Genomic DNA, 12,521 nt, shown 5'->3' on the forward strand with positions numbered 1-12,521 from the left:
GGACACGCCCCCCGCCGCCCTGACGTCGCGCGCCGACGTCGAGATCGACCGGCCCGAGCGCTGGGCGAAGCAGCTCGTGGAGCACCTCGGGCGGAAGGCCCCGCGTCGGAGCACCGCCGACGGCGAGGAGCTGACCGTCGGCGCCGGCCGCGGCGTCGTGCGCGCCGAGGCGCGGCGCCTCGTCCTGCTCGCCCACGCGCCGGACGCCGAGACGCTCGAGCGCGTCCAGGAGGTGCTCGGCGGCCACCTCGAGCGGTTCGCGCAGCGCGAGGGCGTCGTCGTCCGCTGGGACTCCTGAGGCCGCCGCCGGACCGCCGGCGGCCGGTCGGTCAGCGGGCGGCGCCCGCGACCTCGGCGGCGTCGTGGCGCGCGACCCCGGTGGGCCGCGGCAGGCGGGCGAGGGCGGCGGCCACCGCCTCGTCGTGCGTGACGATCCGGCCCTTGCCCGCCCGCTTGGCGGCGTACATCGCGGCGTCCGCCCGTCGCAGCAGCTCGGCGGCGGTGGGCGTGGTGTCCTCCACCGCGAGGTGCGCCACGCCGACGCTGACGCCGACGCGGAGGTCCGTGCCCGTCAACGAGTAGGTCCCGGCGAGGATCTCGCCGAGGCGCGCCGCGACGACGTCGCCGCCGCTGCTGCCGTGGACGAGGAGGGCGAACTCGTCCCCGCCGAGGCGCGCCAGCGTGTCGCCGGGCCGTACGAGGGGCGCCCACTCGTCGGCGAGGTGGCGCAGCAGCTCGTCGCCTGCCTCGTGCCCGAGCGAGTCGTTGACGTCCTTGAAGTCGTCGAGGTCGAGCATGACGACGGTCAGCGGGCGCGGGTCCCGGCGGTGCAGGGCCAGGGCGTGGTCGAGGCGGTCGGTGAAGGCCGCCCGCGTGGCCAGCCCCGTGAGGTCGTCGGTCGTCGCGCGCCGGTGGAGCTCGACCTCCCGCTCGGCCGCGCGCTCTCGCAGGCCCTCCGCCTGGAGGATCTGGGACAGGAGGCTGGCGAGGAGGTCCAGGAGGGGCCGGTGCACCTCCACCGCGGCGTCGAGCCGGTGGGGGTTGAAGCCGCAGAGCGTGCCGAAGAGCTCGCCCTCGGCGGAGCGGATGGGGGCGCCGACGTAGGCCTCGATCGGGAAGGCCTGCCGGGCGTCGGCACCCGCCATGACGGGGTCCGCGCCGACGTCGGCGACGACCTGGGGGGACGCGCCCGTGGTCATGTGCTGGCACAGCGAGGCGTCCCAGGGCACGACCGCGCCGGCCGGCACGCCGTAGGCCTCGTCGCGGACGCTGAGGAAGACCTGCGACGCGGCCTCCCGCTGCGTCACCGCCCACAGGCCCATCGGCAGCACGGACGCGAGGTGGTCGAGCACCAGGGCGCACGCGCGCTCGAAGGTGAGCAGCGCCGGCACCCGGTCACCGCTCGTGATGACGTCCACGGCCGTCCTCTCCCCCGACCGTCGGACCGAGCGGGTGGTCCTCCACTCATCGGCAGGTCCGGGCCGCGGGTTGAGCCGGCGCCCGGCGGGGCCCCTCAGACGATGGCCAGCTCGGTGCGCCGCGCGACGTCGGACGCGGCGCCGGCGAGGCGGGCGGGGTCCAGGGGGGTCACGTCGACGACGGTCGGAGCGCCGAGCACGAGGTCGCGGACCACCTCGCCGGCCGCGGGCGCCATGAGGAAGCCGTGGCCCGAGAAGCCTGCCGCGGCGACGACGCGGACGCCGTGGTCGGCGGCGCCACCCGCGAGGAGCCCGAGCGCGGCGTCGCGGTCCGGCGTCACCTCGTAGAGGCCGGCCCAGCCCCGGGACAGCGGTGCGGACGCGAGCGACGGCGCGACGTCCGCCAGCGCGGCGCGCAGGCCCGCGTGCCAGCCGTCGTCCACGGTGACGTCCTCCCCCTCGGCCTGGTCGGGGTCCGCCCACCCGAGCAGGAGCCCGCCGTCGCCGTCGCCGTGCCAGTACGCGCAGGAGCGCTGGTCGATGGTGAAGGGCAGCGCCTCCGGGGGCACCGGCAGGCCGGCCGGGGCGGGTGCGAAGGCGATCTGACGCCGCACCGGCCGCACCGGCAGGTCGGCGCCGAGCACCCGGGCGACGGAGGACGACCACGCCCCCGCGGCGACCACGACGGCGGCGGCCTCCACGTCGCCCGCGCCGGTGCGCAGCCGCGCCCGGCCTCCGGGCAGCACGTCGACGCCCTCGAGCGCGCAGCCGGTGCGGACCCGAGCGCCGAGGGCGGTGGCCGCCGCGGCGTAGGCGCGCAGGACGGCGCCCGGGCGGGCCACGCCGTCGTCGGGCGACCAGACGCCGGCGACGAGCGGCGCCGGGTCGACGACGACCCCGAGCCGCGCGGTCTCCGCGGCGTCCACGACGCGGCTCTCGACCCCGAGGGAGCGCTGCAGCTCGACGGCGCGCGTGAAGGCGGGCAGGTGCTCGGCGTCCCGGAGGGCGAAGAGGTACCCGGTGCGGCGGAAGCCGATGCCCTGCGGCGCGGCCGCCCCCATCTCCGCGGCGAAGCGCGCGTAGGCCCGCAGGCTGCGCGCCGCCAGGGCGATGTTCACCTCGCTCGAGAACTGCGCCCGCACACCGCCGACCGGCTTCCCCGACGACCCGCCGCCGAGCGCACCACGCTCGAGCAGCACGACGTCGAGCCCCGCCCGCGCGAGGTGGAAGGCCGCGCTCGTCCCCACGACGCCGCCTCCGACGACCACGACGTCCGCCCGCTCGACCACGCGCGCCCCCTGACCGTCCTCGGGCTCACGGCGCGCCCGCCGCGCCGTGAGCACGGTGCCACGGCGGGCGCCGTCGTGGGAGCCCCGGCCGACCCCGGGCTACAGGTAGCTGCCGGTCAGCGGCTCGGCCCGCCACCGCCCGTCGGCGACGACGCGCAGGAGGCGTTCGGTGCTCACCTCGCGCCCGTGCTCGAGGACCGCCCGGCGCACGACCTCGCGCAGGTCCGCGCCCGTGACCCCCGACGGCAGGGCCGCGGCGACGGCGACGGCGTCGACCTGCTCCGCCGCCCCCTCCTCCAGCCGTGTCAGGTAGCCGCGCAGGATCCGGGCGCTCGCCGCGGCGTCGGGGGGTTCGAGCGTGATGACGCTGTCGAACCGCGCCGCGCGGGTGACGGCGGCGTCGAGGGCCCCGGGGTCGTTGGTGGACGCGATCGTGAGGACGTCCTCGTAGGGCTCCGTGCCGTCGAGGACGGCGAGGAAGTCGGCGAGCGCCGTGCCCCGGGCGCCCGCGCGCCGGTCGCCGAGGTACAGGTCGACGTCCTCCAGGACGACGACGCACGGCCCGAGGTCAGCGGTCTCCCGGTAGACCTGGCGCAGCACGCTGCTCGCGGCCGCGGCGTCCACGACGATCACGGTGAAGTCCCCCGCCATCTCGCGGGCCACGACCCGGGACAGGGCGCTCTTGCCCACCCCGGGGGGCCCGGCGAGCAGGACGCCGCGGTTCGTGCCGAGGCCCGCCTCGCGCAGCACCTGAGCGCGCGTCGTCAGCGCCGAGGTGCTCGCGTCGAGCTCGGCCCAGACGGCGTCGGGCAGGACGAGGTCCGCGCGACCGCCGGGGCCGAGCGTCGTGGGCTGCAGCTCCAGCGGCAGCCGTGAGCCCGCGTGCAGCACCCGGCCCCGGAAGAAGCCCTTGTCCCGCCGCGCCGTGGCGAGGACCTCGTCCAGCAGCGCCCGCGCCGCCGCGTGGTCCCCCGGGCGCGCGAGGACCCGCAGCGAGGCGGGGTCGGGCGCGAACTCGTTGCGTGCCACCTGGAGGACGACGTCGACCGGCGCCGCCGTCCCCGCCGGCAGCCACACCGCGGCCGAGGTCGGCACGGACACGTGCTCGCCGTCGAGGTCGATGCGCGTCCACGTCGGCGCCTCGCCGTCCTCGACGGGGCCGAGCACCGCTGTCGGGTGGGCGGTGACGAGGTCCGCCACGACGGCGCCCACCGAGACCGACTGCGTGTGCGTGAGGTCCACCCGCTCGAGCACCAGCGAGGTGTGGGGCTGGCCGAGGTGGCCCTCGACGAACCCGGCGGCCGTGCCGCTGCCCGACGGCGACCCGGTGAGCAGCTCGCCCAGCACCTGCAGGGCGCGCCGGACCATCGGAGGCTCCCCGTCGAGCGGCGACCTCCCGGCGGACCGGTCGCCGGGCACGGGGACGTCGTCGCTGCTCACGCGTCCAGTCTCGCCGCGTCACGTCTCGCCCGCGCCGCCCGGTGCCGTGGCTCGACCTCCTGCGGCAGCCTCCCCCGGCGACCGCGTCGGCGGACGGGCCGGCCCCGGGCCGCGGCGGGGGGACGCAGTGACGGGTGCAGCAGGATGCGGGCGTGGACGCGCACCGGGACGAGGGGGCTCCTGACGCCCTGCTGCTGCACGACGTCCGCCTCGTCGGGGCTCCCGACCCGCGGCGTGCGCGCGACGTCCTCCTGCGCGGGGGGTGGGTGGTGGCCGTGGCGGACCGCGGCACGCTGCCGGCGCCCGCCGGGCGCGTCCTGGACGCCGGCGGGTCCGCGCTGCTGCCCGGGCTGCGGGACGAGCACGTCCACCTGTCGGACTGGGCCGCCGACGCGCACCGGCCCGACGTGTCCGGGGCCGCCTCGCCGCAGGAGGCGGCGGCGCTGCTCGCCGTGGCCGACGCCGCCCGCGGCCGCCGCGACGACGTCCTCGTCGGCCGCGGCTTCCGGGACGGGCTGTGGCAGGAGGCGCCCCGCGCCGCGCACCTGGACGCCGCGCTGCCGGGGCGGCCGGTCGTCGTCGCGAGCCAGGACCTGCACAGCGCCTGGTGCAGCACCGAGGCCGCGCGCCGCTTCGGCGTCACGGAGCCCACCGGGCTGCTCACGGAGGGCGCGGCGATGGCCCTGCTCGGGGACGCGGGCAGGCTGCCCGAGGGGCTCGGCGACGTCTGGACGCTCGAGGCGGCGCAGGCGGCGGCCGCGCGCGGGGTCACCGCCGTCGTGGACCTGCAGCGCGCGGACCCGTGGGACTGGGCCCGCCGCGCCGACGTCGTCCGGCCGGACGACGCGCCGGGTGGGGCCGGCGGGGGGGGGCCCGCCCTGCGGGTGGCCGTCGGCGTGTGGCGCGAGCACCTCGACGCCGTCCTCGCCGCCGGGCTGCGCACCGGGGACCCGTTGCCCCGTGCCACCGACCCCGTGGCCGCCGACCGCGTCCGGGTGGGCCCGCTCAAGGTGTTCGTCGACGGCTCGCTGGGCACCCGGACCGCGTTCTGCCGCAGCGCCTACGCCGGCGGAGAGGAGCACGGGCTGCTGCTGACGCCGCCGCACGAGCTGGAGCACCTGCTGCGCCGCGCCACCTCCGCGGGGCTCACGACGGCCGTCCACGCCATCGGGGACGCCGGCGTGCGCGCCGCCCTCGACGGCTACGAGGCGGCCGGGTGCCGGGGGCGCGTGGAGCACGCGCAGCAGGTGCTGCCCGAGGACGTCCCCCGCTTCGCCGCGCTGGGCGTGACGGCGTCGGTCCAGCCCCGACACGCCGTCGACGACCGGGACCTCGCCGACCGGCACTGGGCGGGCGCGACGGCGCACGCCTTCCCCTACGCCGACCTGCTCGCCGCGGGCGCCGACGTCGTCCTCGGCTCGGACGCGCCGGTCGCGGCGCTGGACCCGTGGGACGCTCTCGCCTGCGCGGTGCACCGCAGCGTCGACGGACGGGAGCCGTGGCACCCCGAGCAGCACCTGACGCTGCGGCAGGCCCTCACCGCCTCGTGCGGCGGCCGGTCGCACGTCCGCGTCGGCGACGTCGCGGACCTCGTGCTGCTCGCGGAGGACCCGGCGGGCACGCTCGAGCGCGGCGGGCCGGGGGCGCTGCGCTCGCCCGAGGTGCTCGGGACGCTCGTCGGCGGCCGGTGGACGCACCGTGCGGCCGGGCTCGGGGCCTGACCCGCGACGCCACGGCGCCCCTCGCACCTGGCGCCCCCGTCTGCGGGGGCTCGGTCGGGGCCGGGCGAGAAGCCCTGGGCGGGGCCGGTCAGCGCACCGGGTCCCAGCCGGCGAGCAGGGCCACGACGGTCCACAGGGTGGTGGACGCGCCGGCGACGGCGAGCGACGCCCCCCGCCCGGCGCGCCGCGTCCGTGACCACGCGAGCGCGCCGCCCGCCGTCAGCGCCAGCGCGGCCAGGACCCAGGCGACCTGCGTGGCCAGCCGCAGCGTCGGCCCGCCGCCTTCCCCTCGCCCGGGCCCCTCGAGCTGCAGACCCGTGAGCAGACCGGCGGACGCCGCGAAACCGGTGACGAGCACGAGCACGACGCCGGCGGCGGTCCCCCGGGGTCGACCTGCTCGACGTCGGCCGGTTCTGGGTCGACCTGCTCCGCTCGGCACGGGACCACCCTCCACCCGGTCCTGCTGAAGGGGTGGACCGACCGGGTCGGGTCAGCCGCCGGCCTTCTCGGCGACCGGCTGCCAGGCGCGCCAGGTCTCCAGCCGCGAGGCGTAGTCCTTCTCCGCGATGGCGAGCGGGGCCGCGCCGAGGAAGATCCGCAGCGGCGGCTCGTCCGCGTCCACCACCTGCAGGACCGCGGCCGCGGACGCCGTCGGGTCGCCCGGCGCCGAGGTGCGCGAGGACCGCGCCTGCTGGGCCGCCTCGCGGACGCCCTCGTAGGCCTCCATCGGCTCCGCGTGCCGGGCCGACGAGCCGCCCCAGTCGGTGGCGAAGCCGCCGGGCTCGACGAGCGTCACGGAGATGCCGAAGCCCGAGACCTCCTGCGCCAGCGACTGGCTCAGGCCCTCGAGGGCCCACTTGGACGCGTGGTACATGCCCACGTCCTGGAAGGCGCTGATGCCGCCGATCGAGGAGACCTGCAGGACGTGCCCGCTGCCCTGGGACCGCAGCTGCGGCAGCACGGCCTGGGTGACCCACAGCGCGCCGAAGAGGTTCACCTCCATCTGGCGGCGGGCGTCGTCCTCGCTCAGCTCCTCGACCATGCCGAACTGGCCGTAGCCGGCGTTGTTGACGACGACGTCGAGCCGGCCGAAGCGCTCCACGGCGGCGGCGACCGCCGGCGCCGCGGCGCTGCGGTCGGTGACGTCGAGGGCGAGGGGGAGGACGCGGTCGCCGAAGCGCTCCACGAGGTCGTCGAGCGTCGAGGTGTCGCGGGCGGTGGCGGCGACGGAGTCGCCGCGCTCGAGGGCTGCGGTGGCCCACTCGCGCCCGAAGCCGCGGGAGGTGCCGGTGATGAACCAGGTCTTCGCCATGGGTGCCTCAGCGCACGACCGGGGCCCCGTCTTCCCCGCCGCGTCGTCCCCGCCGCACGGGTGATCCGGGCGCGACCGGCCGCGCGTCCCGCCCGGCCCCCTCGACGATGCGGGGATGGACGTCCCGCTGACCGCCGGCGAGCTGCGCGCCGTCGTCCTCCCCGTGCGCCGCTGGGGCGAGGGCTACGCCGTCGAGGACGTCGACGCGCTGCTCGAGCGGGTCGCGACGGCGCTCGAGGACCCCCTCGCCACCTCCCCGACGGCGGCCCTGGTGGCGGACGCCCGCTTCCACGTCGTCCGCCGGCACGGGTACGACCAGATGGCCGTCGACGACCTCCTCGACCGCGCCGTCCACGCGCTGCGCGCCCGTGGGCTCGTGGAGGAGGCACCGACGCGGGGGCCGGTGCCGACGGCCGCGGACCTGGCGGCGGTCACCCTCCCCACCGCCCCGTTCCTGTCCGTCGCCTACGTGCCCGACGACGTCGACGAGCTGCTCGAGCGCGCCGCCGCGGCGCTGCGGCACCGGGGCGCGTCCGGTCCGGCCCTGACCGCCGGCGCCGTGCGCGACGCGACCCTGCGGACGACGCGGCGCGGCGGGTACTCCCTCGCGGAGGTGGACGACCTCCTCGACCGCGTCGCCCGGGCGCTGGAGGCAGGTCCGCGCGGCTGACGACGCCGGGGCCCGCCGGCTCCTACGCTGCGGCGACCCCGCGCCAGGAGGACCCGTGCCGACCACGCCCACGACCGCCCGCCCGTCCGGGACCGCGCCGTCCGGCCGGGCCGGGCCCGGGGCGTCCGTCACACCCGACGGCCTCCTGGCCCCCGACGACCGGCCGTCCCCCGACGACCGGCTGGCCCCCGACGACCTGCTCGCGCGGCACCGCGCCGTCGCCCCCGCGTGGCAGCGGCTCCTGTACGCCGAGCCGCTGGAGCTCGTCAGCGGCTCGGGCAACCGCGTGACCGACTCCCGGGGGCGCACCTACCTCGACTTCTTCGGCGGCATCCTGACGAACATGGTCGGCTACGACCTGCCCGCGGTGCGCGAGGCGGTCGAGCGGCAGCTGGCCCGCGGCGTCGTCCACACCTCGACGCTGTACCTGCAGCGCGCGCAGGTCGAGCTCGCGGAGAAGATCGCCCGGCTGTCGCAGATCCCCGACGCCAAGGTCTTCTTCACGACGTCGGGCACGGAGGCCAACGAGGCGGCGCTGCTGCTGGCGACGGCGCACCGGCGCTCCAACCAGGTGCTCGCGCTGCGCGGCAGCTACCACGGCCGCAGCTTCGCCACCGTCGGTGTCACGGGGAACCGCTCCTGGTCCTCCTCGAGCCTGTCCCCGCTCCAGACGACGTACCTGCAGGGCGGGTACCGCTTCCGCAGCAGCTTCCGGCACCTGGACGACGACGCCTACGTGGACGCCTGCGTCGCCGACCTGCGGGAGCTGCTCGACGTCGCGACGGCCGGGGACGTCGCCTGCCTCATCGCCGAGCCCGTTCAGGGCGTCGGCGGGTTCGCCGTCCCGCCGCCGCGGCTGCTGGCGGCGTACGCCGAGGAGCTCGCCGGCACCGGGACCCTGGTCATCAGCGACGAGGTGCAGACCGGCTGGGGCCGCACCGGCGAGACCTTCTTCGGCGTCGAGGCCTCCGGCGTCGTCCCCGACATGATCACCTTCGCGAAGGGGCTCGCGGGCGGTCACGCCATCGGCGGCGTGGTGGCCCGCGGCGACGTCATGGACGGCCTCGCCGGCCGCGGCATCTCGACCTTCGGGGGCGGTCCGCTCGCCGCCGTCGCCGCGAACGCCGTGCTCGACCACGTGCTGGACCAGGACCTGCAGGGCAACGCGCGCCGGCTCGGCGCCGTCCTGCACGACGGCCTGCACCGGGCGGCCGAGCGGCTGCCGGTCCTGGGCGAGGTCCGCGGCAAGGGGCTCATGGTCGGCCTCGAGCTCGTCGGCGCCGACGGGTACGCCCCCGACCCGGACGCCGCCGCGGCGGTGCTCGAGGCCACCCGGGAGCGCGGGCTGCTCGTCGGCGGGGGCGGGCTGCACGGCAACGTCGTCCGTGTCGCACCGCCCCTGACGCTCACGGCCGCCGAGGCCGACGAGGGCCTCGCCCTCCTCGTCGACGCCCTCGAGGAGGTCGACGCCGCCCGCCGCTGAGCCGAGCCGGGGGCGTGGCGCCGCCCTCACCCCGCGCCCCCCTACGCACTTCGACGACTTCTCGCCACCCCAGCGCGCCCCTGTGCGCACGTCGACGACGTCTCGCGACACCACCCCGCCCCTGTGCGCACGTCGACGACGTCTCGTCACCCGAGCGCCCCTGTGCGCACTTCGACGACTTCTCGCCACCCCAGCGCGCCCCTGTGCGCACGTCGACGACTTCTCGCGACACCACCCCGCCCCTGTGCGCACGTCGACGACGTCTCGTCACCCGAGCGCCCCTGTGCGCACTTCGACGACTTCTCGCCAGCCCAGAGCGCCCCTGTGCGCACTTCGACGACTTCTCGCGACGTCACCCCGCCCCCTCGCGCACCTCGACGACGTCTCGCCATCCCAGCGCGCCGCCGTGCGGACGTCGGACGTCTCGCGGTCATCGGGCGTCGTGGTCGTGAGCCGAGGACCGTGGGGCACATGGACGACGTCGACGAGCCCCGTGCGCTGCCACCCCTCGCGCCCGCGAGCGCCGACACCCCGGTACCGGTCGTCGTCGACTGCGACCCGGGGTCGACGACGCCGTCGCGCTGCTCCTGGCGCTGGCGGCACCGGAGCTCGACGTCCGCGCGGTCACGACGGTCGCCGGCAACGCGTCCCTGGACGTCGTGACCGCCAACGCCGCGCGGGTCCTGGACCTGGCCGGCGCCCCGGCCGACCTGCAGCCGGCGCGGGGCGCCGCCGGGCCGCTCGGACGCCACCGGCGGGAGCGGGACGCCGAGGTCCACGGCGTCGGGGCGCTCGGCGGCCTGGACCTGCCGCCGTCGGCCCGGGGCGTCGCGGCCGCCTCGGCCGTCGAGGTCCTCGCCCGGGCGGCGTCCGAGCGCCCCGGAGAGCTGGTGCTCGTCGCGCTCGGCCCGCTGACGAACCTCGCCGCGCTCCTGGCGCTGCACCCGGAGGCGGCCGGCCACCTGCGCGAGGTCGTCCTCATGGGCGGCGCCGCCTTCTGCGCGGGGAACAGCACGCCGACCACCGAGTTCAACCTCGTCTGCGACCCCGACGCCGCCCGCCGGGTCACCGAGTCCGGCGTCCCGCTGCGCGTCGTGCCCCTCGACGCGACGCAGCGAGCGCTCGTCGGGCCGGAGACGTCGGGTCCGTTGCTCGCCTCGGCCGGTCCCCGCGGTCGTGCGGCGGGCGCGCTGCTGCAGCACCTCTCGACGCGCCAGCACGCCGCCGGCGGCCCCGAGGGTGCGGCCGTCCACGACGCCCTCGCCGTCGCCGCCCTCCTCGACCCGAGCCTGTGCACCTGGGTCGAGGCGGGCGTCCGGGTGGAGACCGCCGGCGAGCTGACCCGCGGCGAGCTCGTCGTCGACACGACCGCCGGGACCGACCGCCCCCTCACCGGCTGGGCCCGCACGGCGCGGGTCGCCGTCGACGCCGACCCGGCCGCCGTCTCCCGACTCCTCCTCGACCGTCTCGGGTGACGACGAAGCGCCCACCCGCCCGGGCGACGCAGCGCAGGGAGCACGACGTCGTCGGGGCGCCTCGAACGAGCACCTCGAACGACGAGAAGTCGTCGAAGTGCGCGAAGGAGGTGCCACACACCGCGAGAAGTCGTCGAAGTGCGCGAAAGAGGTGCCACACACCGCGAGAAGTCGTCGAAGTGCGGGGAGGGGCGGCGTGCTCAGGGAGGAGGGGGAGGAGCGGGACGGGCGGGTCAGGCGGGACGGGCGGGTCAGGCGGTGGGCAGGAGCTCGTTGCCCGCGGCGACGCGGGAGTACCAGCGGGCGCTGTCCTTCGGGGTGCGCGCCTGCGTCTCGTAGTCCACGTGCACGACGCCGAAGCGCTTGCTGTAGCCGTAGGCCCACTCGAAGTTGTCGAGCAGCGACCACACGAAGTACCCCTTCACCGGGGCACCGCCCTCGACCGCGTCGAGCACGGCCGCGAGGTGGTCGTGCAGGTAGGCCGTGCGGTCGGCGTCGTGCACGACGCCGTCGTCCCCCACGACGTCGGGGGCGGCCATGCCGTTCTCGGTGACGTAGAGGTCGACGCCCGGCGCCTCGCGGGACAGCCGCAGCAGCAGCTCGCTCATCCCGCGGGGGTCGATGCTCCAGCCCATCTCGGTGCGCGGGCCGGGCAGCTCGAGGAACTCGACGTCGTCGCACGCGACCCACGGCGAGGCCCCGTCGCCGTGGCCGTCGGCGCTCTGCTTCTGCCCCACCCCGGTCCAGTGCCGCACGACGGTCGGCGAGTAGTAGTTCAGGCCCACGGCGTCGAGCGGCTGGCGGATGACGTCCGCGTCCCCGACACGCACGAACGACCAGTCGGTGACCTCGCAGGTGTCCTCCAGGACGTCCGAGGGGTACTCCCCGTGGAGCATCGGGCCGAGGAACACCCGGTTCTGGAGCCCGTCCACGCGGCGGGCCGCGTCGACGTCGGCGTCCGACGTCGGGTCCTCCGCCCGGAACCAGCCGAGGTTCAGGGTCACGGCGACCTCGGCGTCCGGGGCGTGCTCGCGCACGGCCCGGGCGGCGAGCCCGTGCGCGAGGTTGAGGTGGTGGACGGCGGCGAGCGCCGACGCCGGCTCCGTCCGCCCCGGGGCGTGCACGCCGGCGGCGTACCCGAGGTAGGCGGCGCACCAGGGCTCGTTGAGCGTGATGAAGGTCCGCACCCGGTCGCCGAGGGCGCGCGCGACGACGGCCGCGTACTCGCCGAAGCGCTCGGCCGTGCGGCGGTCCGTCCAGCCGCCGGCGTCCTCGAGGGCCTGCGGCAGGTCCCAGTGGTAGAGCGTCACCGCCGGGGCGATGCCCGCCGCCATCAGCTCGTCGACGAGGCCCGCGTAGAAGTCGAGGCCCCGCTGCTCGACGTCGCCGAGCGCGTCGGCGGTGACGTGCGGGGTGATGCGCGGCCAGGCCACGGAGAAGCGGTAGGACCGCAGGCCGAGGTCGCGCATGAGGGCGACGTCCTCGCGGACGCGGTGGTAGTGGTCGTCCGCGACGTCGCCGGTGTCGCCGTCCTGCACCTTGCCCGGCGTGTGGGAGAACGTGTCCCAGATCGACGGCGTGCGGCCGTCCTCGGTGACGGCCCCCTCGACCTGGTAGCTCGCGGTCGCGGAGCCCCAGAGGAACCCCTCGGGGAAGCGGGTGGTGACGGGCTCGCTGGTGGGGGGCTCGCTGGTGGGGGGCACGGGGACTCCT

At 77.4% G+C, this 12,521-nt stretch carries 11 protein-coding genes; 5 read left to right on the forward strand and 6 right to left on the reverse strand.

The window, feature by feature from the left end; translation table 11 throughout:
* Nucleotides 1-298 (forward strand): DUF2218 domain-containing protein (locus WDZ17_RS09885; RefSeq protein WP_339574984.1); only part of this gene is annotated, 298 nt, incomplete at its 5' end.
* 31 nt (nucleotides 299-329) lie between these two features.
* Here WDZ17_RS09885 and WDZ17_RS09890 read toward each other — a convergent pair.
* From WDZ17_RS09890 to WDZ17_RS09900, 3 genes are all read right to left on the reverse strand, one after another.
* Nucleotides 330-1,418: a diguanylate cyclase domain-containing protein gene (locus WDZ17_RS09890; protein WP_339574985.1), complete on the reverse strand. Its 1,089-nt coding sequence runs from the start codon at nucleotides 1,416-1,418 to the stop codon at nucleotides 330-332.
* 95 nt (nucleotides 1,419-1,513) lie between these two features.
* Nucleotides 1,514-2,761 (reverse strand): NAD(P)/FAD-dependent oxidoreductase, encoded by a 1,248-nt coding sequence (locus tag WDZ17_RS09895; RefSeq protein WP_339574986.1) that lies wholly within the window; start codon nucleotides 2,759-2,761, stop codon nucleotides 1,514-1,516.
* 45 nt (nucleotides 2,762-2,806) lie between these two features.
* Nucleotides 2,807-4,147: an ATP-binding protein gene (locus tag WDZ17_RS09900; RefSeq protein ID WP_339574987.1), complete on the reverse strand. Its 1,341-nt coding sequence runs from the start codon at nucleotides 4,145-4,147 to the stop codon at nucleotides 2,807-2,809.
* A gap of 152 nt (nucleotides 4,148-4,299) precedes the next feature.
* On the opposite strand from WDZ17_RS09900, the gene WDZ17_RS09905 reads away from it, so the two are divergent.
* A complete protein-coding gene (locus WDZ17_RS09905) occupies nucleotides 4,300-5,868 on the forward strand; it encodes an amidohydrolase (protein WP_339574988.1) in 1,569 nt (522 codons plus the stop codon).
* An 88-nt stretch (nucleotides 5,869-5,956) separates the two neighbouring features.
* Here WDZ17_RS09905 and WDZ17_RS09910 read toward each other — a convergent pair whose 3' ends face one another.
* A complete protein-coding gene (locus WDZ17_RS09910) occupies nucleotides 5,957-6,232 on the reverse strand; it encodes a hypothetical protein (RefSeq protein WP_339574989.1) in 276 nt (91 codons plus the stop codon).
* 126 nt (nucleotides 6,233-6,358) lie between these two features.
* The gene (locus WDZ17_RS09915; RefSeq protein ID WP_339574990.1) at nucleotides 6,359-7,180 is read right to left on the reverse strand and encodes an SDR family oxidoreductase; all 822 of its coding nucleotides are present in this window, start codon (nucleotides 7,178-7,180) and stop codon (nucleotides 6,359-6,361) included.
* 115 nt (nucleotides 7,181-7,295) lie between these two features.
* Here WDZ17_RS09915 and WDZ17_RS09920 point away from each other — a divergent pair, with 115 nt between their 5' ends.
* The 3 genes from WDZ17_RS09920 (at nucleotide 7,296) to WDZ17_RS09930 (ending at nucleotide 10,808) form a co-directional block, all read left to right on the forward strand.
* Nucleotides 7,296-7,850 carry a DivIVA domain-containing protein gene (locus tag WDZ17_RS09920; protein WP_339574991.1) on the forward strand — a complete coding sequence of 185 codons (555 nt, stop codon included), beginning with the start codon at nucleotides 7,296-7,298 and terminating at the stop codon, nucleotides 7,848-7,850.
* A 181-nt stretch (nucleotides 7,851-8,031) separates the two neighbouring features.
* A complete protein-coding gene (locus WDZ17_RS09925) occupies nucleotides 8,032-9,333 on the forward strand; it encodes an aspartate aminotransferase family protein (RefSeq protein ID WP_422631938.1) in 1,302 nt (433 codons plus the stop codon).
* A gap of 593 nt (nucleotides 9,334-9,926) precedes the next feature.
* Nucleotides 9,927-10,808 (forward strand): nucleoside hydrolase, encoded by an 882-nt coding sequence (locus WDZ17_RS09930; RefSeq protein ID WP_422631939.1) that lies wholly within the window; start codon nucleotides 9,927-9,929, stop codon nucleotides 10,806-10,808.
* Nucleotides 10,809-11,059: 251 nt separating this feature from the next.
* On the opposite strand, the gene WDZ17_RS09935 is transcribed toward WDZ17_RS09930, so the two are convergent.
* Nucleotides 11,060-12,511: a GH1 family beta-glucosidase gene (locus tag WDZ17_RS09935; protein WP_339574993.1), complete on the reverse strand. Its 1,452-nt coding sequence runs from the start codon at nucleotides 12,509-12,511 to the stop codon at nucleotides 11,060-11,062.
* Between the last annotated feature and the right edge of the window lie 10 nt (nucleotides 12,512-12,521).

This window comes from Pseudokineococcus basanitobsidens (assembly GCF_037482545.1).
In the GTDB taxonomy this organism is placed as follows: Bacteria; Actinomycetota; Actinomycetes; order Actinomycetales; family Quadrisphaeraceae; genus Pseudokineococcus; species Pseudokineococcus basanitobsidens.

Excerpts from the sequence above, each read along its gene's own strand:
- WDZ17_RS09915 (WP_339574990.1), bottom strand. The coding sequence starts at position 7,180 with ATGGCGAAGACCTGGTTCATCACCGGCACCTCCCGCGGCTTCGGGCGC.
- WDZ17_RS09920 (WP_339574991.1), top strand. The coding sequence starts at position 7,296 with ATGGACGTCCCGCTGACCGCCGGCGAGCTGCGCGCCGTCGTCCTCCCC.